The organism is Pseudomonas sp. Irchel s3h14 (genome assembly GCF_900187425.1).
Classification (GTDB): domain Bacteria; phylum Pseudomonadota; class Gammaproteobacteria; order Pseudomonadales; family Pseudomonadaceae; genus Aquipseudomonas.
Genome location: NZ_FYDJ01000008.1, coordinates 119,080 through 142,313, shown reverse-complemented (window position 1 = coordinate 142,313; position 23,234 = coordinate 119,080). Strand labels below are relative to the sequence as shown.

19 protein-coding genes are annotated in these 23,234 nt (G+C 58.3%); 5 read left to right on the top strand and 14 right to left on the bottom strand.

The genetic code is table 11. The features are described from left to right. Window positions 1-86: 86 nt before the first annotated feature. Together CKW16_RS17620 and CKW16_RS17615 are read left to right on the top strand one after the other, a co-directional pair. A complete protein-coding gene (locus tag CKW16_RS17620; RefSeq protein ID WP_095129483.1) occupies window positions 87-767 on the top strand; it encodes a Fe2+-dependent dioxygenase in 681 nt (226 codons plus the stop codon). After that, window positions 764-1,642 carry a tetratricopeptide repeat protein gene (locus CKW16_RS17615; RefSeq protein ID WP_095129482.1) on the top strand — a complete coding sequence of 293 codons (879 nt, stop codon included), beginning with the start codon at window positions 764-766 and terminating at the stop codon, window positions 1,640-1,642. The genes CKW16_RS17620 and CKW16_RS17615 overlap by 4 nt, the downstream gene beginning before the upstream one ends. 137 nt (window positions 1,643-1,779) lie before the next feature. Here the strand turns inward: CKW16_RS17615 and CKW16_RS17610 are convergent, their stop codons facing one another. The 5 genes from CKW16_RS17610 to CKW16_RS17590 all read right to left on the bottom strand — a co-directional run bounded on the left by CKW16_RS17610 (window position 1,780) and on the right by CKW16_RS17590 (window position 6,853). Beyond that, window positions 1,780-2,943: a type III PLP-dependent enzyme gene (locus CKW16_RS17610; RefSeq protein ID WP_076028674.1), complete on the bottom strand. Its 1,164-nt coding sequence runs from the start codon at window positions 2,941-2,943 to the stop codon at window positions 1,780-1,782. A 459-nt stretch (window positions 2,944-3,402) separates the two neighbouring features. Next, window positions 3,403-4,560 (bottom strand): betaine/proline/choline family ABC transporter ATP-binding protein, encoded by a 1,158-nt coding sequence (locus CKW16_RS17605; RefSeq protein WP_095129481.1) that lies wholly within the window; start codon window positions 4,558-4,560, stop codon window positions 3,403-3,405. Continuing rightward, complete coding sequence (locus CKW16_RS17600) at window positions 4,557-5,210, bottom strand: ABC transporter permease (RefSeq protein WP_008148960.1); 654 nt, start codon at window positions 5,208-5,210, stop codon at window positions 4,557-4,559. The genes CKW16_RS17605 and CKW16_RS17600 overlap by 4 nt, the downstream gene beginning before the upstream one ends. Window positions 5,211-5,222: 12 nt before the next feature. After that, entirely contained in the window at window positions 5,223-6,116 is an 894-nt protein-coding gene (locus CKW16_RS17595; protein ID WP_095129480.1) for a glycine betaine ABC transporter substrate-binding protein, read from the bottom strand. Between the two features lie 20 nt (window positions 6,117-6,136). Then, entirely contained in the window at window positions 6,137-6,853 is a 717-nt protein-coding gene (locus CKW16_RS17590) for an ABC transporter permease (protein WP_095129479.1), read from the bottom strand. Between the two features lie 488 nt (window positions 6,854-7,341). Between CKW16_RS17590 and CKW16_RS17585 the strand changes: the two genes are divergently transcribed. The 3 genes from CKW16_RS17585 (at window position 7,342) to CKW16_RS17575 (ending at window position 10,812) form a co-directional block, all read left to right on the top strand. Further along, window positions 7,342-8,925: a peptide chain release factor 3 gene (locus CKW16_RS17585; RefSeq protein ID WP_095129478.1), complete on the top strand. Its 1,584-nt coding sequence runs from the start codon at window positions 7,342-7,344 to the stop codon at window positions 8,923-8,925. Between the two features lie 247 nt (window positions 8,926-9,172). Beyond that, entirely contained in the window at window positions 9,173-10,411 is a 1,239-nt protein-coding gene (locus CKW16_RS17580) for an MFS transporter (protein ID WP_095129477.1), read from the top strand. 155 nt (window positions 10,412-10,566) lie between these two features. Beyond that, window positions 10,567-10,812, top strand: coding sequence for a hypothetical protein (locus CKW16_RS17575; protein ID WP_095129476.1), 246 nt, complete (start codon window positions 10,567-10,569; stop codon window positions 10,810-10,812). A 106-nt stretch (window positions 10,813-10,918) separates the two neighbouring features. Here the strand turns inward: CKW16_RS17575 and CKW16_RS17570 are convergent, their stop codons facing one another. From CKW16_RS17570 to CKW16_RS17530, 9 genes are all read right to left on the bottom strand, one after another. Beyond that, entirely contained in the window at window positions 10,919-11,899 is a 981-nt protein-coding gene (locus CKW16_RS17570) for a peptide ABC transporter ATP-binding protein (RefSeq protein WP_095129475.1), read from the bottom strand. Then, window positions 11,899-12,867, bottom strand: coding sequence for an ABC transporter ATP-binding protein (locus tag CKW16_RS17565; protein WP_095129474.1), 969 nt, complete (start codon window positions 12,865-12,867; stop codon window positions 11,899-11,901). The genes CKW16_RS17570 and CKW16_RS17565 overlap by 1 nt, the downstream gene beginning before the upstream one ends. A 10-nt stretch (window positions 12,868-12,877) precedes the next feature. Beyond that, window positions 12,878-13,789 carry an ABC transporter permease subunit gene (locus tag CKW16_RS17560; RefSeq protein WP_095129563.1) on the bottom strand — a complete coding sequence of 304 codons (912 nt, stop codon included), beginning with the start codon at window positions 13,787-13,789 and terminating at the stop codon, window positions 12,878-12,880. 13 nt (window positions 13,790-13,802) lie between these two features. Then, entirely contained in the window at window positions 13,803-14,813 is a 1,011-nt protein-coding gene (locus CKW16_RS17555) for an ABC transporter permease subunit (RefSeq protein WP_095129473.1), read from the bottom strand. A gap of 72 nt (window positions 14,814-14,885) precedes the next feature. Next, the gene (locus tag CKW16_RS17550; RefSeq protein ID WP_095129472.1) at window positions 14,886-16,481 is read right to left on the bottom strand and encodes an ABC transporter substrate-binding protein; all 1,596 of its coding nucleotides are present in this window, start codon (window positions 16,479-16,481) and stop codon (window positions 14,886-14,888) included. 79 nt (window positions 16,482-16,560) lie between these two features. Next, entirely contained in the window at window positions 16,561-17,997 is a 1,437-nt protein-coding gene (locus CKW16_RS17545; RefSeq protein ID WP_095129471.1) for an OprD family porin, read from the bottom strand. Window positions 17,998-18,172: 175 nt separating this feature from the next. Then, window positions 18,173-19,774: an ABC transporter substrate-binding protein gene (locus tag CKW16_RS17540; RefSeq protein ID WP_095129470.1), complete on the bottom strand. Its 1,602-nt coding sequence runs from the start codon at window positions 19,772-19,774 to the stop codon at window positions 18,173-18,175. A gap of 308 nt (window positions 19,775-20,082) precedes the next feature. Then, complete coding sequence (locus tag CKW16_RS17535) at window positions 20,083-21,708, bottom strand: ABC transporter substrate-binding protein (RefSeq protein WP_095129469.1); 1,626 nt, start codon at window positions 21,706-21,708, stop codon at window positions 20,083-20,085. Between the two features lie 696 nt (window positions 21,709-22,404). Continuing rightward, window positions 22,405-23,121, bottom strand: a complete 717-nt coding sequence (locus tag CKW16_RS17530) for an SIMPL domain-containing protein (RefSeq protein WP_095129468.1) — start codon at window positions 23,119-23,121, stop codon at window positions 22,405-22,407. Between the last annotated feature and the right edge of the window lie 113 nt (window positions 23,122-23,234).

Here is a 23,234-nt window from a genome sequence, read left to right as displayed (position 1 = left end):
TTTGGCGTCTCGTTCGTCGTGGGGGTTTTACACAGGCAATAAGAATCAATACCATTGCCGCCTCTTTGTCTTCAGGTGTCATCCCCATGCTGCTGCACATTCCCGGCGTGTTCGCGAAAGAAGAAGTGCAGCGCATCCGCGAGGCCCTGGAGCAGGCAGATTGGGCGGACGGCAAGATCACCGCCGGCTACCAGTCGGCCAAAGCCAAGCACAATCTGCAGCTGCCGGAAGGTCATCCGCTGGCCAAGGAAGTCGGCGCGGCGATGCTGGAACGGCTGTGGAAAAATCCGCTGTTCATGTCAGCCGCGTTGCCACACAAGGTCTTTCCTCCGTTACTGAACTGCTACACGGCCGGCGGCAGTTTCGACTTTCACATCGACAACGCCGTGCGCCAGCCCAAGGGCAGCATCGAGCGGGTGCGCACCGACCTCTCGGCAACGCTGTTCTTCAGTGAACCTGAGGATTACGACGGCGGCGAACTGGAAATCCAGGACACCTACGGCACCCAACGGGTGAAGTTGCCGGCCGGCGACATGGTTCTGTACCCCGGCACCAGCCTGCACAAGGTCAACGCCGTGACGCGCGGCACTCGCTACGCCTCGTTCTTCTGGACCCAAAGCCTCGTGCGCGAAGACAGCCAGCGCGCCTTGTTGTTCGAGATGGACGGAGCGATCCAGCAGCTGACCCAGGACATGCCCGACCACCCTTCGCTGATTCGCCTCACCGGCACTTATCACAACCTGTTGCGTCGCTGGGTCGAGGTATGAGTTATCAACTGCGCCGCGAGGAAATCCTCGACGGTGATCAGCTCAAAGCCATGCTCGATGAAAGCCCGGCACGTGCCGCCCAGGCGATTCTGATCGCTGCCCGCGAAGGCGTGCTGGATGCTCAGGCCTTGCTCGGGCAGATTCTGCTGGATGGGCAGGGCATCGAGCAGGATCAGCCGCTGGCCGTGCGCTGGTTTGAGATTGCCGCCGGGGGAGGGCACTTGATGGCGCGCAACATGCTCGGTCGTTGCCATGAGCATGGCTGGGGTTGTATTGCCGATGTGTCAGTTGCCGCCGCGCATTATCGCGTTGCAGCTGAAAGTGGTCTGGATTGGGCGATGTACAACTACGCCAACCTGTTGGCCACCGGGCGCGGAGTGACTGAGGATCAGTTGCAAGCACTTAACCTGTATCGCCAGGCGGCTGAGCTGGGCCATGCGAAATCAATGAACCTGCTGGGGCGTTATCTGGAAGACGGGCGAGTGTGTCCGGCAGATCCGCAAGCTGCGCGTGACTGGTATCGACGCTCGGCGCTCGGCGGGGATTTTCGCGGGCAGTTCAGTTACGCCGCCGTGCTGGCGGATGAAGGCAAGATCGATGAAGCGCTACGTTGGCTGCACAAAGCACTGGCCGGGGGGAACCTGAATTTCTTGCGGGTGGCGAGCAAGGCGCTGATGAGCGCAACCGATCTGCGAATTCGCGCCTTGGCGATTGAGTACCGTCAAAAGACAATGCAACTGGGCGCAGAGCAAAGTCGACTTACTCATGAGGCTTTGGCGGACGTTGATGCTGGAAGGGTGATTGACCATGAAATTGTGCAGGCGTGGGCAGACAGTTTGAGCACTGATGATCCATTACCGTTGCCCCGCCACTAGAGTTGAATAGGATAAGCCGTCAGTGTGATCGTTACGACTCAGAGCGTGGAAACGATCAACTGCTTTTCGCGGTAGAAAGTTCAGACAAAAAAAAGCCCATGACACGTCATGGGCTTTTTCATTTCTCCACGTAGCGCTTACACGTAGAACGATTTCAGCGGCGGGAAGCCATTGAACTCAACGGCGCTGTAGCTGGTGGTGTACGCACCGGTCGACAACCAGTACAAACGATCACCAATCGCCAGGTTCAGCGGCAGGCCGTACTTGTAGTTTTCGTACATGATGTCGGCGCTATCGCAGGTTGGGCCGGCGATGACCACTTCTTCCATCTCGCCTTTCTTCTCGGTCCAGATCGGGAACTTGATGGCTTCGTCCATGGTTTCGATCAGGCCGGAGAATTTGCCCACATCCGTGTACACCCATCGCTCTACCGCGGTACGGGATTTACGGGCGACCAGCACCACTTCACTGACCAGGATGCCGGCGTTGGCAATCAACGAGCGGCCTGGTTCCAGGATGATTTCCGGCAGGTCGTCACCGAAGTCTTCCTTGAGGAAACGGATGATTTCTTCGGCGTAAGTTTCCAGGCTGTTGGTGCGGGTGATGTAGTTGGCCGGGAAGCCACCGCCCATGTTGATCAGCTTGAGGACGATGCCGTCTTCTTCTTTCAGACGCTCGAAGATCACTTTGACCTTGGCGATCGCCGCGTCCCAGACGCTGATGTCGCGCTGTTGCGAGCCGACGTGGAACGAGATGCCGTACGGCACCAGGCCCAGGTCGCGAGCGAGGATCAGCAGGTCCATGGCCATGTCGGTCTGGCAGCCGAATTTGCGCGACAGAGGCCAGTCAGCAGTGGTCGAGCCTTCGGTGAGGATGCGCACGTAGACTTTCGAACCCGGTGCAGCCTTGGCGATGTTGCGCAGGTCGGCTTCGGAGTCGGTGGCATACAGACGCACGCCCTTCTCGTAGAAGTAGCGAATGTCCTTGGATTTCTTGATGGTGTTGCCGTAGCTGATGCGATCCGGGCCGACGCCCTGGTTCATTACTTTATCGAGCTCGTAGATCGAAGCGATGTCGAAGTTCGAGCCTTTCTCTTTGAGCAGGTCGATGATTTCGACGGCCGGGTTGGCCTTGACCGCGTAGTAGACCTTGGCGAATTCGAAACCGGCGCGCAGGTCGTCATAGGCCTGGCTGATCATCGCGGTGTCGATCACCACGAACGGGGTTTCTTGTTTGTCGGCGAAGGCCTTCATTTTGTTGAAGGTATCGCGCGCGAAATAGTCTTCGACGTTGATCGACATGCTGGGAACTCCTACTGGCAAACTAGATTAATCAATGGGTGCAAATGAACGTCCTCCGTATCCCCACTTTGGTTCGCCTACTTCCCAAGGCATGTCGCCGAAAGCAAAAAGGCCATGGGAAGCGGTGCTTTCCCTTGGCCTTGCTGTCTCGTCGTCAGTACTTGAGCCGGATGGATCGTTTCCAGCATGGACGTTCGGCGCGAACTTTAGGGCGTGAGGGGCTTGAGATCAACAAAAAATGTCGCGTTTTTACACACATCCGTCGTGCGGTCCCGGACAGCTACTGATGTAACCGACCTGCATGACAGTGTGATGTTCCCTGAGCAGGGATATTTGAGGTGTGTCAGGCGGGAATTGTGGTACCCCCCTTCGCGAGCAAGCCCGCTCCCACATTAATCCGCGTTCATCCAGACAACGCCGATCAAATGTGGGAGCGGGCTTGCTCGCGATGGCGTCAGATCAGGCCAGCGCAGTTTCAGCTGGAGAAACAATGCTGGTCTTGCCGCCACGGGACTTGCCGGAGCTCAGGTACTCGGCAATCGATTCCTGTGTTACCTCCCCAAGGAACACTCGCTCCGCATCCATCACCGGCAACCACGAGCGGTTGAACTCGTACATGCGCGACAGCAGGATGCGCAAATGCTCGTCGTACACCGCAGTGGCGTTGAACTCGCGCAGGTATTGCGCGCAGGTGCCGGTCTGACGGTGCAGGTCGCGACGTCGTACGTAGCCCAGTGCTTTATTGTCGGCGCAAGTGACCACCACGTAGCGACGGTCCAGTTCGTCCATCAACTCCAGGGCTTCAGCCACTGGCGTTTCCGGGCTCACCGACGGCGCGTTGTCCGCCGCGTCTTCGGCTTTCACCAGCAACAGGCGCTTGAGGGTGCTGTCCTGGCCGACGAAGTTGCTGACAAAGTCATCCGCCGGGTGCGCCAGCAGCGTGTCCGGGTGATCGATCTGCAGCAGTTTGCCAGCGCGGAAGATTGCGATCTTGTCGCCCAGCTTGATGGCTTCGTCGATGTCGTGGCTGACCATGATCACGGTCTTGTTCAGCGCGCGTTGCATTTCGAAGAACTCGTTCTGGATCATCTCGCGGTTGATCGGGTCGACCGCGCCGAACGGTTCGTCCATCAACAACAGCGGCGCATCCGCTGCCAAGGCACGAATCACGCCGATCCGCTGCTGCTGGCCACCGGACAATTCACGCGGGTAGCGATTCAGGTACTGCTTGGGCTCAAGCTTGATCATGCTCATCAATTCGCGGGCGCGATCGTGGCATTTCTGTTTGTCCCAGCCCAGCAGGCGCGGAACGATGGTGATGTTCTCCTCGATGGTCATGTTCGGGAACAGACCGATCTGCTGGATCACATAACCGATGTTGCGGCGCAGGGTCACGGCGTCGAGGTCGGTGGTGTCTTCGCCGTTGATCAGGATCTTGCCGGAGGTCGGCTTGATCAGGCGATTGATCATTTTCAGCGTGGTGCTTTTGCCGCAGCCCGATGGCCCGAGGAACACACAGATCTCGCCTTCATTGACGGTCAGGCTTACCGAGTCCACGGCTTTCACATCTTTGCCGTTGCTTTGGAAGGTCTTGCTGAGGTTTTGAAGTTCGATCATTTCAGGAGTCCTTTTGGAGTCAGCGTGCGTTGCAGCCATTGCAGAAGCAGGTCGGCGAAGATGGCCAGGAGACTGACCAGCACGGCGCCGACGATCAGCATCGACATGTCGCTGCGGCTGATTGAAGCGAGAATGAGTACACCGAGGCCGCCGGCGCCGATGGTGGCGGCGATGGTCATGACACCAATGTTCATGACCACGGCGGTGCGCACACCGGCGAGGATCACTGGCACCGCGATCGGCAGTTCGACCATGCGCAGGCGCTGGCCGAAGGTCATGCCGATGCCGCGGGCGGCTTCGCGAATGCCTGGATCGACGCCGGTCAGGGCGAGGTAGGTGTTACGCATGATCGGCAGCAGCGAGTACAAAAACACCGCCGTGATCGCCGGCATCGGGCCCAGGCCCTGACCGAATTTGGAGTAGAACGGCAGCAGCAGGCCGAACAGGGCAATCGACGGCACGGTCAGCAGCACCGTGGCGCTGGCTTGCAACGGGCCGGCGAGGGTCGGGAAGCGCGTCATCAGGATGCCCAGCGGCACGCCGACCAGAATCGCCAGCGTCACAGCAATGCCGACCAGGGTGATGTGCTGTCCGGTCAGTTGCAGGACCAGCGGCCAGTCGAGATGGGAAAAGGCGTTCAGAAATTCCATGTCTTTTCCTCCTTATTTGATGGGGTGCTGGCGCAGGAAATCGGCGGCAACGGATGAAGGGCTTTCGTGATCGACATCGACCCGCGCATTGAGCTGGCGCATGGTCGCGTCGTCGAACAGTTCGGCCAGCGGCTTGAGTTCTTCGGCGAGTTTCGGATGGGCGTCGAGGTAAACCTGACGCACCACTGGCGCAGCGGTGTAGTCCGGGAAGTAATGTTTGTCGTCTTCCAGCAGTTTCAGCTTGAAGGCGTTCAAGCGACCGTCCATGGTGTAGACCAGACCGGCAAACACCTGACCATTGCGCAGGGCGGTGTAGACCAGCCCGGCGTCCATCTGGCGAATGTTTTTGCGGGTCAGGTTCATGCCGTAGAGGTCGACCATGCCGTCCAGACCGTCGGAGCGGTTGGCGAACTCGGTGTCCAGGGCGACGAGGTGATTGGTCTTCGCCTCAGCCTGCATCACCGTGTTCAGCTCGCTGATGGTGTTGATCTGCGGATACGCCTTCGCGGTGTTTTCCGGCAGGGCCAGGGCGTAGGTGTTGCTGAATTTCGACGGGGTGAGCCAGATCAGGCCTTTTTTCGCGTCGAGTTCTTTCACCTTGGCGTAGGACTGAGCGCTGTCGAGCTTGTCGGTGACATGGTTGTAAGCCACCAGCGACACACCGGTGTATTCCCACATCAAATCCAGCTGACCACTTTCGTGGGCGCTGCGGGCCAGGTTGCTGCCCAGGCCGCCGGTCACTTGGGTGTCGTAACCCTTGGTGCGCAGGTATTGGGAGGTGATTTCCGCCAACAGGGTTTGTTCGGTGAACACCCGGGCGCCGATGCGGATCACCGGTTTTTCAGCGGCTTGGGCAAATCCTGCGAACAGCAGAACGCAGCCTGTTAAAAAGCTTAATGTCTTCATAAAAATTCCTTTGCCGAGGCTTAAGACGGGCGGAGGCCGCGTTCGAGCCAGAGGCGGCTGGCGAGTGTCACCAGACCGTCGAGCAGCAAGGCCAGCAGGGCGGTGCAGGCCGCGCCGAGCAGCAGTTGCGGCTGATTGTTCAGGGCGATGCCGGGGAAAATCAGGCTGCCCAGACTGTTGGCGCCGATCAGGAACGCCAGCGGTGCGGTACCGACGTTGATCGCCAGCGCGACGCGCACGCCACCGATGATGATCGGCACGGCGTTCGGCAGTTCGACCCGCCACAGCACCTGAGCCGGTGTCATGCCGATGCCGACGGCCGCTTCCTTGAGCGAACCCTGAACGTTTTTCAGGCCTTCATAGGTGTTGCGCACGATCGGCAACAGCGAGGCGAGGAACAGGGCGAAAATCGCGGGGCCGCTGCCGATGCCGAGAATACCCAGGGCGATGGCCAGTACGGCAAGAGGCGGCACGGTGTTGCCGATGTTGAAGATCTGCATGAAGCGTTCAGCGCGGCCCACCATGGTCGGGCGGCTGAGAAAGATACCGGCGGGTATGCCCACAACGAGGGCGGCCAGCATGGAAGCGAGGACGAGAATCAAATGGGCTTGCAGGTAAAACAACAAATCGTCGCGGTAATGTTCGATCGTGTTGATGCCAATCCAGTGGACCAGCAGGGCCAGAAGGGCGACGACAACCGCACCTCCTATCAGCCCTTTGCCATAGCGAATAGCCACAGGCAGACTCCTTTTCTTTGTCGGCGAACGCAGTCCCGAGTGGCAATGCCATTCCTGGCTGCCGGGATTATCAACGTTCGCGAGAAGCAGCTCTTCATGCTGATAAAACCGCATGAGATCGAGCCATAAGCGCAGCCTCGTCAGGCCAACTTGCTGATTTTTCAGCCCCTGGTACGAGTGCTGTAACAGGGGAGTGGACGTCTGCACCTTTTAAAAGGTTCCATAATTAGCAGCAATTAGCCACCCCGCATCTCGTTTTGCCCATGTAGCAGCTGCCGAGCCTGCGAGGCTGCGTTCGGCGACGAAGTCGTCGTTGAGTCGGGACGCGCGGTCTGCCAGATACACCGCACAGTCTGGTTTTACGACGGCTGCGCCGCCGGACGCAGCCTCGCAGGCTCGACAGCTGCTACGGGCGAACGGTGGTCCGTGACGCTCGGTTTGCGCTATACTCGCCGCCCTTTTTTGAATCACCTGCCAGGCGATTTCCCATGACCAAACAGGCCGCCGAAGTCGCGAAACGCCGCACTTTCGCCATTATTTCCCACCCCGATGCCGGTAAAACCACCATCACCGAGAAGCTCTTGCTGATGGGCAAGGCGATTGCGATTGCTGGCACGGTGAAATCTCGCAAGTCCGACCGCCATGCCACCTCCGACTGGATGGAAATGGAAAAACAACGGGGTATTTCCATTACCACGTCGGTCATGCAATTCCCGTATCGCGATCACATGATCAACCTGCTCGACACCCCGGGCCACGAAGACTTCTCCGAAGATACCTACCGCACCCTGACGGCGGTGGACTCGGCCTTGATGGTCCTCGATGGCGGTAAGGGTGTAGAGCCACGCACCATCGCGCTGATGGACGTCTGCCGTCTGCGTGACACGCCGATCGTCAGCTTCATCAACAAACTCGACCGTGACATCCGCGACCCGATCGAACTGCTCGACGAAATCGAAGCGGTCCTGAAGATCAAGGCAGCGCCGATCACCTGGCCGATCGGTTGCTACCGCGATTTCAAGGGCGTTTATCACCTCGCCGACGACTACATCATCGTGTACACAGCTGGCCACGGCCACGAGCGCACCGATGTGAAAATCATCGAGAAACTCGACTCCGATGAAGCCCGCGCGCACTTGGGCGATGAGTACGATCGCTTCGTCGATCAGCTGGAACTGGTGCAGGGCGCCTGTCACGAATTCAATCAACAGGAATTCCTCGACGGCCAACTGACGCCGGTGTTTTTCGGTACCGCACTGGGCAACTTCGGTGTCGATCACGTGCTCGACGCCGTGGTCAACTGGGCGCCGAAACCGCTGGCCCGTGTCGCCAACGAGCGCACCGTGGAGCCGGTTGAAGAGAAATTCGCCGGCTTCGTGTTCAAGATCCAGGCGAACATGGACCCGAAACACCGCGACCGTATCGCCTTCATGCGTATCTGCTCCGGCAAGTACGAAAAAGGCATGAAGATGCGCCACGTGCGCACCGGCAAGGACGTGCGGATCGGCGATGCGCTGACCTTCTTCTCCTCCGAGCGTGAGCAACTGGAAGAAGCGTTTGCCGGCGACATCATCGGCCTGCACAACCACGGCACCATCCAGATCGGCGACACTTTCACCGAAGGCGAAGTCCTGGGCTTCACCGGTATCCCGCACTTTGCCCCGGAACTGTTCCGTCGCGTGCGCCTGCGTGATCCGCTGAAATCCAAGCAACTGCGTCAGGGCTTGCAGCAATTGGCGGAAGAGGGCGCGACCCAAGTGTTCTTCCCGACGCGCAGCAACGACATCATTCTCGGCGCCGTCGGTGTGCTGCAGTTCGATGTGGTCGCCAGCCGTTTGAAAGAGGAATACAAGGTCGAGTGCTCCTATGAGTCGATTACCGTTTATTCCGCGCGCTGGATCGATTGCAGCGATAAGAAGAAGCTCGAAGAATTCCAGATCAAGGCTGTGGAAAACCTCGCCATCGACGGCGGCGGTCACCTGACCTACCTGGCCCCGACGCGGGTCAACCTGGCGCTGATGGAAGAGCGTTGGCCGGACGTGAAATTCCGTGCTACGCGTGAGCATCACTAAGCGTTGAGTTGCGAAAGCCAAAAGCCCACTGTGAACAACAGTGGGCTTTTTTTTGCTCATTGAGCGAGCTCGCATCGATTGCTGAGTAAGGTTTTTCTGTAGGTCTTTTTTCCTGATTTCGTAGCTTGTCTCTGTTTTTCTGTTCTAGGGACTTTTACCCGCGACAACGAAATCATTGACGTCTAACGTTCAGGGGACACTTCACAAGCAGCACTTTCCACGAGCAGGAGCACAAGGGATCAATGGAATGACCAGTCGGCTCACTCACCTGCTGCGGCTGGACGGCTACTTCTGCGTAATGGCCTGGGTGCTGGCGGCGCTGTTGTTCATCAATCGCTTGAGCACCATGGTCAAGCTGTTCATGGCGTTGTACCTGCGCCAGGAACTGGGGCTAGCGATTGAAACCGTTGGCTGGTTGTTATCCGGATACGGGGCCGGTTTGCTGATCGGGTCAATGGTCGGCGGACTGCTCAGTGATCATTTCTCCACGGCACGGCTCACTGCCGCATTGTTTTTTGTCTCGGCATGGGTATTGGTTTTGTTGGGGCTCGTTACTGACGTGCCTTTGCTGGCTGGGTTGCTGCTGTTCAGCGGTGTACTGGATGGGGCGATTCGTACCCTTCATCAGCGATTGATCATGGAGTATTGCCAGGTTGCGCAGCGTGCTCGTGCGCAGTCATTGAGTCGTGTTGCCAGAAACCTGGGTATGGCGGTCGCCGGGGTGGTGGGTGGGGTCCTGGCGCAGACTGATTTTCGCTGGGTGTTTTTTGTCAGTGCGGCCATGACGCTGTTGGCGTTGTTGTGGTTTGTCCGGACGACATTTCATCGGCCGGTTCTGATACCGGATGTGGTGCCTGAAATTGCTTCAGGTTCATGCGTACCGTATCGAGATAAACCATTCCTGTGGTTGTTAGCGGCTTCTGTCGTGCTCGGCCTGGCCTTTGACCCGGTCTACAGCATGCTGGGCAACTATTTGCTCGAGTACTACCGGTTGAGCACTGAAGTCATTGGGTGGCAATTTGCACTCAATGCGGTGCTGGTGGTGGTGCTGCAAATACCGTTATCTCATTGGAGTGAGCAATGGGGCGCGCGTCGGCAACTGCTGGCAGGGAGCCTGTTCTTGGCCTGCGGGCTCGGGATGTTGCCCTTGGGTTCCGGGGTGCTTTATGTCTGCCTGTCGACCGTGATTTGGACGCTTGGCGAAGCTCTTTTCATGCAGCCCCTGAACGTGCTGGTCATGCAGCATGCGCAAGGAGGAAAAAGTGGGCATTACTTTGGTCTTTTTTTCATGTGCTGGAGTGCAAGTGCCCTGCTTTCGCCTGCGCTTGGAGGCCAGCTCTATGGTCATTTCGGTGGGCATAGCGTCTGGCTCGCCAGCGCGGCTCTGGCGGTCTTGGCTATACCGTTGATTTATCAAGCGACTCGTTTGCCAGTGCAGCAAAGGGTACTTCCTTCAGCGCGCGGCGAGCCTGCTTCACTTAGTTGATCCGGTTATAGACGTTATTCAAAACCAATCTCCCCACCAAGGGCATTCCGTCCATTCGTTAGCGTCCTATCTGGAGAATCGAATCAATCGGAACTAGATTCTATTCAGCGCCAGAGAGGCACCGCAGTTTCACCTACAAATGGATGGAATCGGCTATGAACAGGTTGCTACGCGTTTTATTGATGTTGAAAGTATTGGTAATGCTGGCCCTCGGCAGTTCAGCGGTCTGGGCCGAGTGCGAGGATCACGAAACCCAAGCTTCGAGCGGGCAGGTCGGGCATGGTGAGTTGATGATCGCCAAATCCGAATCGGAGCCCGGTGATCAGGGGCAGGGCGGCAGCGCGGACGATGACGACTCGACCACCGACGAACCGGACAGCGATGAGGCAGAAGGGGCTTAAATCACTGACAAAAGAAAACCCCTCCTCCCGGTCTGATGCGCAGCCCGGGAAGAAGAGGTTCGGTTAACTCTGAAAAAGCGCGCCTCAGTGACACAGGCGCGTTTTTTTATGCCGCGCCGTCGAGAAACTGCTCGGCGTAGTGGCAAGCCACTTGGCGGGTGTCGACCAGGCGCAGGAGCGGTTCTTCCGTGCTGCAGCGCTCGGTCGCGTACGGGCAGCGCTTGTGGAACGCGCAGCCGGACGGCGGGTTCAGCGGGTTGGGCAATTCGCCGACGATCTTGATTTTCGGCTTGTTCGGGTCCGGGTGAATGGTCGGGGTGGCCGACAGCAGCGCCTGGGTGTACGGGTGCAGAGGACGCTCGTAGATGTCGTTCTTCGGCCCCATTTCCACCGGGCGACCGAGGTACATCACCATCACGTCATCGGCGACGTGTTGCACCACCGCGAGGTTGTGGGAGATGAATACGTAAGCGGTGTTGAACTCTTGCTGCAAATCCATGAACAGGTTCAGCACCTGCGCCTGAATGGACACGTCCAGCGCCGAGGTCGGTTCATCCGCGACCAGCACTTTAGGCTGCAACATCATCGCGCGGGCCAGGGCGATCCGCTGGCGCTGACCGCCGGAGAACATGTGCGGATAACGCTGGTAGTGCTCGGGACGCAAGCCCACCTGCTTCATCATCGCCTGGACTTTCTCGCGACGTTCGGCGGCGGAAAGGTTGGTGTTGATCAGCAGCGGCTCGCCGAGCTGATCACCGACTTTTTGCCGTGGGTTCAACGACGCGTAAGGGCTCTGGAACACCATCTGCACGTCTTTGCGCAGTTGCTTGCGCTGAGCCTTGTCGGCACCGGTGACTTCCTGCCCGGCGATTTTCAAGGAGCCGGAGGATGGCTCTTCGATCAGCGTCAGGGCACGGGCCAGGGTGGATTTGCCGCAGCCCGATTCGCCGACGACAGCGAGGGTCTTGCCGGCTTCCAGTTCGAACGACACACCGTTAAGCGCACGTACGGTCGCATGGCCCTTGAACAGGCCGCGGGACACTTCGTAGTGACGGGTCAGGTCGCGGGCGGTAAGTACGACGGCCATTACGCCACCTCCTGATTCAGCGGGTAGAAGCAGCGGGCGAGGCTGTTGCTTTTCGGGTCAAGGGTTGGACGCTGGGTACGGCAGTTGTCCTGCACGTAGGGGCAGCGCGGCGACAACAGGCAGCCTTGCGGACGGTCGTAGCGACCGGGAACAATGCCCGGCAGCGTGGCCAGGCGGGTGGCGCCCAGGCTGTGTTCCGGAATCGCCTTGAGCAGCGCTTCGCTGTACGGGTGCGCCGGAATGTCGAACAGCTGAGGCACCTGACCCACTTCGACCGCTTGGCCGGCGTACATCACGCACACGCGCTGAGCGGTTTCGGCCACGACCGCGAGGTCGTGAGTGATCAGCACCAGGCCCATGTTCTGCTCTTTCTGCAGGGCCAACAGCAGGTCCATGATCTGCGCCTGAATCGTTACGTCCAGTGCCGTGGTCGGTTCGTCGGCGATCAGCAGTTTCGGTTCGCCGGCAATCGCCATGGCGATCGCAACACGCTGGCTCATGCCGCCGGACAGTTGATGCGGGTAAGCATTCATACGGCTGGCGGCGCCCGGGATTTCAACTTTTTCCAGCAGTTCGATGGCGCGTGCGCGCGCTTGCTTGCCGGACATTTTCAGGTGCAGGCGCAGCACTTCTTCGATCTGGAAACCGACGGTGTAGCTCGGGTTCAGCGCGGTCATCGGGTCCTGGAAGACCATGGCCAGGTCTTTGCCGACAATCTGCCGACGCTGACGGTTGCTCAGCTTGAGCATGTTCTTGCCGTCGAAATTCAGGGCGTCGGCGGTGACGATCCCCGGGTGTTCGATCAGACCCATCAGCGCCATCATGGTCACGGACTTGCCGGAACCCGATTCGCCAACGATGGCCAGCACTTCGCCCTTGTCCACGGTAATGTCGAGACCGTCGACCACCGGAACGGCGTTCTTGTCGCCGAAGCGAACGTTGAGATTCTTGATTTCTAACAGTGACATTTGAATCTCCTCAGGCGGCGTTCTTGAGTTTCGGGTCCAGCGCATCGCGCAGGCCGTCGCCCATCAAGTTGATTGCCAGCACGCTGAGCAAAATGGTCAAACCAGGCAGACTGACGACCCACCAGGCGCGTTCGATGTAATCGCGAGCCGAAGCCAGCATGGTGCCCCACTCAGGAGTTGGCGGTTGTACGCCAAGGCCGAGGAAGCCCAGTGCGGCGGCATCGAGGATCGCCGAGGAGAAACTCAAGGTGGCCTGAACGATCAGCGGCGCCATGCAGTTAGGCAGCACGGTGACGAACATCAGGCGTGGCAGATTGGCACCGGCCAGGCGCGCGGCGGTCACGTAGTCGCGGTTCAGTTCGCCCATCACCGCGGCGCGGGTCAGACGAACATAGGACGGCAACGAAACCACGGCGATGGCAATAATGGTGTTGATCAGGCCAGGGCCGAGGATGGCGACAATCGCCACTGCCAGCAGCAGGGACGGCAGGGCCAGCATGATGTCCATCAGTCGCATGATGGTCGGGCCGAGCAAGCGCGGGAAGAACCCGGCGAACAGACCCAAAAGGATGCCCGGAATCAGCGACATCACCACCGACGACAAGCCGATCAGCAGGGACAGGCGCGAACCGTGGATCAGCCGCGACAGCAGGTCGCGACCCAGTTCATCGGTGCCGAGCAGGAACTGGATTTGCCCACCTTCCAGCCAGGACGGTGGGGTCAGCAGGAAGTCGCGGTACTGCTCGCTCGGGTTATGCGGTGCCACCCAAGGGGCGAACAGGGCGCAGAAAATCACCAGCAGCATGAACATCAGGCCGGCGACGGCGCCTTTGTTCTTGGAGAACGCTTGCCAGAATTCTTTGTATGGAGACGGATACAGCAGGCTTTGATCGACTGCTACCGCTGGAATTGAAGTGGTCATGGTCATAATGATCTCAGCGCTGGTGACGAATGCGTGGGTTGGCAAAGCCGTAGAGGATGTCCACCACGAAGTTGACCAGAATCACCAGGCAGGCGATTAACAGGATGCCGTTTTGCACCACGGGATAGTCCCGTGCGCCAATGGCTTCGATCAGCCATTTGCCGATGCCGGGCCAGGAGAAGATGGTTTCGGTCAGGACCGCACCGGCCAGCAATGTGCCGACTTGCAGGCCAACCACGGTCAGTACCGGAATCAGCGCGTTACGCAGGCCGTGAACGAATACCACGCGCGACGGCGACAGGCCTTTGGCGCGGGCGGTACGGATGTAGTCTTCACGCAGTACTTCGAGCATCGAAGAACGGGTCATCCGCGCGATCACCGCCAGCGGAATGGTGCCGAGCACAATGGCCGGCAGGATCAGGTGATGCAGGGCATCGAAGAACGCACCGACGTCATCGGCCAGCAGCGTGTCGATGAGCATGAAACCGGTGCGCGGCTCGATGTCATAGAGCAGATCGATCCGCCCGGACACCGGGGTCCAGCCCAGGGACACCGAGAAGAACATGATCAGGATCAGGCCCCACCAGAAGATCGGCATCGAGTATCCCGCCAGGGAGATGCCCATCACCCCATGGTCGAACAGGGATCCTCGCTTGAGTGCCGCGATCACCCCGGCCAGCAGGCCCAGGATGCCGGCGAACAGCAGGGCGGCCATGGACAGTTCCAGGGTCGCGGGGAATAGAGAACTGAACTCGGTCCAGACGCTTTCACGGGTACGCAGGGATTCACCAAGGTCGCCGTGGGCCAGTTTGCCAACGTAATCCAGGTATTGGGCATACAGAGGTTTGTTCAGCCCCAGGCGCTCCATTGCCTGAGCATGCATTTCGGGGTCGACTCGACGTTCGCCCATCATTACTTCCACGGGGTCGCCTGGAATCATGCGAATCAACGCGAAAGTCAGCAAGGTGATGCCGAAGAACGTGGGGATCAATAACCCCAATCGGCGGGCAATAAAACTAAACATCTTGTGGTGTACCTCATCAGCCGGTTAGGCGTGCCCGGCATTCCTGGGTCAGGAATGCCGGTAGTTTCTTATCTACTTCACCTGGGTGGTGGCGAAGTTATTAGTGGTGAGCGGGCTAATGTGATAGCCCTCTACGTTGTTACGCATCGCGGTGAACATACGGGTGTGCGCCATGCTGATCCATGGCTGGTCCTGATTGAAAATCTCCTGGGCTTGCTCATAGAGCGCTGCGCGTTCCGCCGGGTTAACTTTAGCCCTGGCTTCATCGATCAGCGTCTGGAACTTCTCGTTGCACCAACGTGCGTAGTTTTCGCCGTTTTTGGCGGCCTCGCAACTGAGCATAGGCGTCAGGAAGTTATCCGGGTCGCCGTTATCGCCCGCCCATCCGGCAGAAACCATGTCGTGCTCGCCGTTTTTCGCGCGCTTGAGCATTTCGCCCCATTCCATGACGCGAATATCGATCGTGATCCCGACCTTGGCCAGGTCAGCCTGCATCATCTGTGCGCCGAGCATCGGGTTCGGGTTGGTTGGACCGCCGCCGTTACGGGTGAACAGGGTAAACGTAGTGCCTTCCGGTACGCCGGCTTCCTTGAGCAAGGCGCGAGCCTTGTCCAGATCACGCGGCGGATTCTTCAGGTCGTGGTTGTAGCCCAGCAGGGTGTCCGGGTACGGATTGACCGCCACGGTCGCATTGCCTTTGCCGAACAGCGCGTTGACGTATGCGGCCTTGTCGAAGGCGATATCGATGGCTTTACGTACGCGCACATCGCTCATGTACTTGTGCGAGGTGTTCATGGCGATGTACGAGACGGTCATCGCGTTCAGTTCATCGACACTCAGTTTGGCGTCTTTCTTGATGCTCGGGATGTCATCTGGCTTGGGATACAGCGCAATCTGGCACTCGTTGGCTTTCAGTTTTTGCAGGCGCACGTTGTTGTCGGTGGCGATGGCCAGGATCAGCGAATCAGCCGGTGGCTTGCCACGGAAGTAATCCGGGTTGGCCTTGAAGCGGACTTGAGCGTCTTTGTTGTAACGCTGGAAAACAAACGGGCCGGTACCGACAGGCTTGCTGTTCAGGTCGCCGGTCTTGTTGGCCTTGAGCAGCTGGTCGGCATACTCGGCGGAGTAGATCGAGGAGAAGGCCATGGCGATGTCGGCCAGGAACGGCGCTTCGCGGCGGGTCAGGGTGAAGGTGACCGTGTTGTCGTCGATCTTCTTGACACTTTTGAGCAGTTCCTTGAAGCCCATGCTTTCAAAGTACGGGAAGCCCACGCTCGACAGTTTGTGCCACGGGTGATTCGGGTCCAGCTGACGCTGGAAGCTCCAGACCACGTCGTCGGCGTTCATGTCGCGGGTCGGCTTGAAGTATTCAGTGGTGTGGAACTTGACGCCTTTGCGCAGGTGGAACGTGTAGGTCAGACCGTCTTCGCTGATGTCCCAGGAATCGGCCAGTGCCGGAATCACTTCAGTGGTGCCGGGCTTGAAGTCCGCCAGACGATTGAAGATGGTTTCGGCCACCGCATCGGCTGTGACTGCAGTTGTGTACTGGACCATATCGAAGCCTTCCGGACTGGCTTCGGTGCAGACCACCAGGGGTTTGGCCGAGACGCCAACAGCGACACTCAGCAACGCGGCCGCGATGGCCGCACGTAGGGGAAGCATTTTCATCAAAGAACCCTCTGCAATCGGTTGAACTGAAGAAAACCAAACGGCCGACTCGTCATGAGTCAGCCGCAGGCGTGCGTTTTTACAGAATGTTGAACGGGATGGTGGTCACGAGACGGAACTCGTTGATGCTGCCATCAGCCTGGTTTTCACTGGCGCGGTGAGCGGTGTAGGTCGCGCGGATAGCGGTGGCCTTGAGTGGGCCGCTCTGCACGGCGTACGAGGCACCGATGCCGTATTCGTAATGGTGTTCGCCATCTTGAATCTGGATGCCGTCGTAACCTTTGTCGGCCACGCCTTTGTTGCCGTTGTAGTGAGTACCGTCGATACCCCAGCCGCGAGCCTGGTAGATGTTGAATTTCAGGCCTGGCACGCCGTATTCGGCCATGTTCAGACCGTAGGCGATCTGGAAGGACTTCTCGTTCGGGCCGTTGAAGTCCGACAGCAGGGAGTTGGCCAGGTAGATGCCGTTGGTTTCGTGCAGGTAGTCGAAGTATTCGTTACCGTTCACTTCCTGGTACGAGAAGGTCAGGCTGTGGGCCTGGTGGGTCAGGCCAAGCGACAGGGAGTAAGTGTCGTTATCGATTTCACCCAGTTTGGCCGAACCCGAGTCGACTGTTTTGTAGTAGTTCAGGCCGGTGGTCAGGCTCAGTACCGAACTGTCACCCAGCACGTGGCTGGCGCCGAAGTAGTACTGGTCCCACAGGTCTTCAGCCTGAGTGCCCCAGAGGCTGGTGGTCAGGCTGGCGAATGGCTGGTAAGTGAGACCCGCAGTGTAGATGTGGTCGGCTTCGGCCTCGCCGTTACCGTATTCGGAGCGGAACTTGCGCTGGCTTTGTTCCGTACGAGGAGAGTTGCGGTCGAAGGTACCGATGTCAAAGGACAGGTTTTCCAGCTCTTCGCTGTGCAGGCTCACACCTTCGAAACTCGACGGCAGAGGACGGTTACCGATGACGTCGACCTGTGGGCTGCTGAAGTTCTGGCGGCCGGCGGTCAGGGTGGTGTTGGAGACTCGGGCCTTGACGTTGGCCAGGCCCAGTTTGCTCCACTGGTCTACTGCGTCGCCGCCATTTTCGGTCAGCGTACGGTTGTTGCCGCGGCCACCACGACCTGGCTCTGGAGCACCGCCGTTTGCGGACGCCAGGTCTTTGCGATCACGGTCCAGGGCAATAGCATTGTAGGCAGCTACTTCGGTGCTGAAACCAACAGTGCCTTCAGTGAAACCCGAGTTGTACTTGATGATGGTGCCCTGGACCCAGTTGATACGACGATCAGTTGGGGTCGGTGAACCGTTTTTTTGGTAGCTGAACTTGGCGCCACGTTTCAGTTGCTCGTTGGCATACCAGTTACGCGTGCTCCCTGTGATCGATTGGCCTTCGACAAAGCCAGTGGCTTCACTCTGAGCACTTTTCTGTTTCACGGTAACCGGGGTGTACGCCTGGCTTTGGGTTTCTGCGTACGCCGAGGCGGTTACGCTGCTGATGGCCAAGGCCAATAACGCGGTGCTACTCAGTTTCATGGGGTGAAGCTCCTTTCTTTCTTTTTTTTTAATGCCGGTCTTTTTTGGTGATCCGGCTATTTGGTTTCGAACATATACAAGGCATCGCAAACGTTTGCTGTAGGCCGGATTGACGAATTACGGCAATACGCTTGCGTGAGGGCGCAATGCGCCCCCAGCGTTTTTGGCTAATCGGTTATTTTTCTATGCTGACGCCCGAGAACACGTTACGACCGAAAGGACTCACCTTGAATCCTTCGATTTTGGCGCTCAACGGCTGGTTAACCGTCGAGTGGGCGACTGGCGTAATCGGCACCTGCTGCTTGAGGTACTGCTGCGCCTGTTTGTAGAGCACGGTGCGCTGGTCGCGGTCGGTAACGACTTTGGCCTGCTTGATCAGCTTGTCGTAAGCCGGATCACACCACATGGAGTAGTTGTTGCCGCCAATGGCGTCGCAGCTGTAAAGCGTGCCGAGCCAGTTGTCCGGGTCCCCGTTGTCACCGGTCCAGCCGATCAGGCTGACGTCGTGCTCGCCATTCTTGGTGCGCTTGATGTACTCGCCCCATTCGTAGCTGACGATCTTCACGTTGAGACCGATTTTTGCCCAGTCCGCCTGGAGCATCTCGGCCATCAACTTGGCGTTAGGGTTGTAAGGGCGCTGAACGGGCATCGCCCACAGCGTAATTTCGGTGCCTTCCTTCACGCCGGCAGCCTTGAGCAATTCCTTGGCTTTTTCCGGGTTGTAGGCGGCGTCTTTGATGGTCTCGTCGTAGGACCATTGGGTCGGTGGCATGGCGTTTTGCGCAAGTTGCCCGGCGCCTTGGTACACCGCGTTGAGAATGCCTTGCTTGTTCACCGCCATGTCCAGCGCCTGGCGCACTTCGAGCTGGTCGAAAGGCTTGTGGCGCACGTTGTAGGCGATGTAGCCAAGGTTGAAACCGGGCTTTTCGATGAGCTTGAGTGTCGGGTCGTTCTTCAGTGCGGTCACGTCGGCAGGGCGTGGGTGCAGGGTGATCTGGCACTCGTTGGCCTTGAGCTTCTGCACGCGCACCGAGGCATCGGTGTTGATGGCGAAAATCAGGTTTTCAAGCTTGACCCGGCTCGGGTCCCAGTACTGCTGGTTGCCGGTGTAACGGATGTTGGAATCTTTCTGGTAGCTCTTGAACACGAACGGCCCGGTGCCGATCGGCTTCTGGTTGATGTCGCTCGGCTTGCCTTCGGCCAGCAGTTTGTCGGCGTATTCGGCGGACAGGATGGCGGCGAAGCTCATGGCGATGTTCTGGATGAACGCGGCGTCCACGCTGTTGAGCGTCATGACCACGGTCAGCGGCCCGGTCTTCTCGACCTTGGCGATGTTCTTGTTCAGGCTCATCCCATTGAAATACGGGAACTCGGTCGGATAAGCCTTACGGAATGGTTGCTGCGGATCGAGCATGCGATTGAACGTGAACAGCACGTCATCGGCGTTGAAATCACGAGTCGGCGTGAAGTATTTGGTTGTGTGAAATTTCACCCCTTCGCGCAGGTGAAAAGTGTACTTGAGGCCGTCTTCTGAAATATCCCAGCGAGTGGCCAGGCCAGGTACGACGTTGGTGGCGCCTTTTTCGAACTCTGCCAGTCGGTTGTACAACGGCTCGGCGGCGTCATTGTCGGTCGCGGTCGTGTACTGCGCGGTGTCGAAGCCCGCCGGGCTGCCTTCGGAGCAGAACACCAGGCTGTTGTTGGCGGCCTGGCTGATGGAAGTGGCGGCCAACAGGCCGGTGCCCAGCAATGCGGATAAAACCAAGGTATGGCGCATGACGCTCCCTTTTCTCTTTCTCTAAGTGTTTTCAATGAATCGCCGTCCCGTCCGGGGACGTGGAGGCATCATTGATCTCAAGCCATGACAGGCAGCAAAAACCGAGAGCCCACGCACGAACTGGTCAGATCCCGACGGTAGGAGCCGTGGGTCTGGCAGTAAATGCGTAGAGTCCTAAAGACTCGTAGGAAATGGCAACGCGTCCGACGCCGCTGCTGTAATACTCAGCGGAATTGGATGTAGGTGGTTTCCTACTTTCTCGGCAGATAAAGCAGCGGCGACGTTAAAAGCGTCGCCGCTACAAAACCTTATTTGCTGACGCTGACGCCGTAGAAGGAGTTCAAGCCAAACGGGCTGATCTTGAAATCCTGCACGTTGTCGCGCATGGGTTGGAACACCGTCGAGTGAGCGATAGGTGTCATTGGAACGGCATCTTTGAGGACGTGTTGCGCCTGTTTGTACAGTTCGGTGCGCTTGGACTGATCGGTCGTGCGCTTGGCTTCTTTCACGATGCCGTCAAACTTCTTGTCGCACCACTTGGAGAAGTTGTTGCCTTGCAGGGAGTCGCAGCCGAACAGCACGTTCAGCCAGTTGTCCGGGTCACCGTTGTCGCCGCTCCAGCCAATCAGCATCGCGCCGTTTTCGCCGCCTTTGGAGCGCTTGATGTACTCGCCCCACTCGTAGGTCACGATCTTGGCCTTGATACCGACCTTGGCCCAGTCGGACTGCAGCATTTCAGCCATCAGCTTGGCGTTCGGGTTGTACGGACGCTGCACCGGCATCGCCCACAGGTTGATCTCGGTGCCTTCCTTGACGCCGGCTTCCTTGAGCAGCTCTTTGGCTTTCTCAGGGTTGTACGGCGCATCTTTGATGGTGGTGTCGTAAGACCACTGGGTCGGCGGCATGGCGTTGACGGCCAGTTGGCCTGCACCCTGGTAAACCGAGTCGATGATCTGCTGCTTGTTGACGGCCATGTCCAGTGCCTGACGCACTTTCAGTTGGGCCATCGGGTTCGGCTGATCGCTGCCCTTGATCTTGTCCATCACGTTGTAGGCGATGTAACCCAGGTTGAAACCAGCCTGGTCAGGCACTTTCAGAGTCTTGTCTGCTTGCAGCGCCTTCAGGTCGGCTGGACGTGGGAACAGAGTGATCTGGCACTCGTTCTTCTTCAGCTTCTGGATACGCACCGACGGGTCGGTGGTGATGGCGAAGATCAGGTTGTCGATCTTGACGTCGTCAGGCTTCCAGTAGTCCTTGTTCCCTGTGTAGCGGATGTTGGAGTCTTTCTGGTAGCTCTTGAACACGAACGGGCCAGTGCCGACCGGCTTCTGGTTGATGTCGGCGGCTTTGCCTTCTTTCAGCAGCTGGGCGGCGTACTCGGCGGACTGAACGGAAGCGAAACTCATGGCCATGTTCTGGATGAACGCGGCGTCGACTTCTTTCAGGGTGAACTTGACAGTTTTGTCGTCGACTTTATCGATCTTGGTGATGTTGGTGTCCATCCCCATGTCGGTGAAGTACGGGAATTCGGTTGGGTACGCCTTACGGAACGGATCATCCTTGTTAATCATGCGATTAAAGGTGAACAGCACGTCGTCGGCGTTGAACTCACGAGTCGGCTTGAAGTACGGGGTGGTGTGGAACTTGACGCCTTCACGCAGGTGGAAGGTGTAAGTCAGGCCATCATCGGAGATGTCCCACTTGGTCGCCAGACCAGGAATAACGGCGGTGCCGCCGCGCTCGAACTGAGTCAGACGGTTGAACATGGTTTCTGCAGAGGCGTCGAAGTCGGTTCCGGTGGTGTACTGACCAGGATCAAAACCGGCCGGGCTCCCTTCGGAGCAAAACACCAGGTTAGTCGCCGCTTGGGCGAAAGGTGCGCTAGCTAACAAGCCTGCGCCGACTAAAAACGGAATGACCGCGTGTTTAAGCATGGTGGCCTCATGATTTGTTGTCATTTTTGGAATTAGAGGACGACCTCGTGAGTCGTTCCTGCGGATACTTATGCAGGGGCCATACCCAATGCAAGATCCAGAGCGGCTACGGGCCTTAAACAGTGGCACGAACGTACCTTAATGTCGCATTTGTATAAATTCACGCGCATTTGACCGTTTGCGCAGGTTTTTTTCAGTGCATATGGCGCACCTGCGCGGGGCGATCTGGACGTTTTGCGCACCCGATTGGAGCGCGGTGTTACTTATTTATACCCGTCATTGAGGGGGGTGAACGGGGAGGGCGGGCGTGAATGAGATTGAGTTCTGGTTTGGTAGGTAGGTGTTTGTTGTTTAAAGGGTTGTTGTGTCTGGAGGGGCAGATTGTTCCGTTACTGTTTGTCAGTGGACATCTGTGGGTGATGCTTGGCTTTGGGATTTGGTGGCGGCTGCGTGGGCGTGTTGGTAGCACCGGGGGGTGCAACCTTTGCTGCTTGCCCACGGTGGCGGCCTGACAGCCGACCAATCTCTTTCTGCTGCCCCCCAATTGATCGTTCCCACGCTCCGCGTGGGAATGCAGCCAGGGACGCTCCGCGTTCCGCTTTTGAATGTTTAACGAGGAACTACGTGGGTTTTGGCCTGGCAATAAAAAACGGCGTTCACTTCGGTGATCGCCGTTTTTGTGTACGGGTTATCGAATCAAGGCATCAACACTTCAATCGAACCATCCGCCGTCATGCTGACCTGGCTCGTACCAGCTTCAACTTCCGGCGTAACCGGCGCACCGTCCATACTCGCCGCTTTCATCATCATCGGCCCACGCATGTACGGTTGTGGATAACCGTTGCTGTTCAAGTTCAGGTTAACGATTTTGTAACCCTTGCCACCCAATGCATCGGTCGCCAATTGCGCACGGGCCTTGAAAGCCGTCACGGCTTCTTTAAGCAGCGCATCTTCGCTGGCCTTGCGGGTTGGTGTGGCGATGGCGAAGTCCATGCCGCCCATTTTCAGGTCGGTGAGCAGTTCGCCGGTCAGTTTCGACAGTGCCGCGAAGTCGGAGCTTTCCAGGCGCAGTTCGGCGCGTTCGCGCCAGCCGGTGATTTTCTGGCCCTTGGTGTCGTAGATCGGGTAGCTGTTGCGGCTGCCCTGGCGCAGGGTGACTTCCTTGACCTGTTTGGCCTGGGCCAGCGCTTTGTTCATGGTGGTGCTGACGTCGGCGGCGAGTTTGGCCGGGTCGGTGTTTTGTTCTTCGGTGTAGAGGGTCACGATCATCAGGTCGCGGGCGACTTCTTGACTGACTTCGGCGCGCAGGGCGATCTGGTTGTAATGAAGTTCGTCGGCAGCCAGGGCCGGGAGGCTGGCGACGGTGCCAACGCTAAGGGCAAGAAGGGCGGCGCTGCGGCTGAAACTGTGCATGAAAACTCCTTGGACGTTGCGCAGGGGTTAAGGTCCGAGCCTGCGTGAAACCATCAGACTCTAGCTTTTATGATCCGGTTCGCACAGTTACAACTTCTATACAGATCGATCGC

What these genes read in the sequence shown, in the direction of transcription:
- CKW16_RS17620 (WP_095129483.1), top strand. Translation starts at nt 87, where the DNA reads ATGCTGCTGCACATTCCCGGCGTGTTCGCGAAAGAAGAAGTGCAGCGC.
- CKW16_RS17615 (WP_095129482.1), top strand. Translation starts at nt 764, where the DNA reads ATGAGTTATCAACTGCGCCGCGAGGAAATCCTCGACGGTGATCAGCTC.
- CKW16_RS17610 (WP_076028674.1), bottom strand. Translation starts at nt 2,943, where the DNA reads ATGTCGATCAACGTCGAAGACTATTTCGCGCGCGATACCTTCAACAAA.
- CKW16_RS17605 (WP_095129481.1), bottom strand. Translation starts at nt 4,560, where the DNA reads ATGATCGAACTTCAAAACCTCAGCAAGACCTTCCAAAGCAACGGCAAA.
- CKW16_RS17600 (WP_008148960.1), bottom strand. Translation starts at nt 5,210, where the DNA reads ATGGAATTTCTGAACGCCTTTTCCCATCTCGACTGGCCGCTGGTCCTG.
- CKW16_RS17595 (WP_095129480.1), bottom strand. Translation starts at nt 6,116, where the DNA reads ATGAAGACATTAAGCTTTTTAACAGGCTGCGTTCTGCTGTTCGCAGGA.
- CKW16_RS17585 (WP_095129478.1), top strand. Translation starts at nt 7,342, where the DNA reads ATGACCAAACAGGCCGCCGAAGTCGCGAAACGCCGCACTTTCGCCATT.
- CKW16_RS17580 (WP_095129477.1), top strand. Translation starts at nt 9,173, where the DNA reads ATGACCAGTCGGCTCACTCACCTGCTGCGGCTGGACGGCTACTTCTGC.
- CKW16_RS17575 (WP_095129476.1), top strand. Translation starts at nt 10,567, where the DNA reads ATGAACAGGTTGCTACGCGTTTTATTGATGTTGAAAGTATTGGTAATG.
- CKW16_RS17570 (WP_095129475.1), bottom strand. Translation starts at nt 11,899, where the DNA reads ATGGCCGTCGTACTTACCGCCCGCGACCTGACCCGTCACTACGAAGTG.
- CKW16_RS17565 (WP_095129474.1), bottom strand. Translation starts at nt 12,867, where the DNA reads ATGTCACTGTTAGAAATCAAGAATCTCAACGTTCGCTTCGGCGACAAG.
- CKW16_RS17560 (WP_095129563.1), bottom strand. Translation starts at nt 13,789, where the DNA reads ATGACCACTTCAATTCCAGCGGTAGCAGTCGATCAAAGCCTGCTGTAT.
- CKW16_RS17555 (WP_095129473.1), bottom strand. Translation starts at nt 14,813, where the DNA reads ATGTTTAGTTTTATTGCCCGCCGATTGGGGTTATTGATCCCCACGTTC.
- CKW16_RS17550 (WP_095129472.1), bottom strand. Translation starts at nt 16,481, where the DNA reads ATGAAAATGCTTCCCCTACGTGCGGCCATCGCGGCCGCGTTGCTGAGT.
- CKW16_RS17545 (WP_095129471.1), bottom strand. Translation starts at nt 17,997, where the DNA reads ATGAAACTGAGTAGCACCGCGTTATTGGCCTTGGCCATCAGCAGCGTA.
- CKW16_RS17540 (WP_095129470.1), bottom strand. Translation starts at nt 19,774, where the DNA reads ATGCGCCATACCTTGGTTTTATCCGCATTGCTGGGCACCGGCCTGTTG.
- CKW16_RS17535 (WP_095129469.1), bottom strand. Translation starts at nt 21,708, where the DNA reads ATGCTTAAACACGCGGTCATTCCGTTTTTAGTCGGCGCAGGCTTGTTA.
- CKW16_RS17530 (WP_095129468.1), bottom strand. Translation starts at nt 23,121, where the DNA reads ATGCACAGTTTCAGCCGCAGCGCCGCCCTTCTTGCCCTTAGCGTTGGC.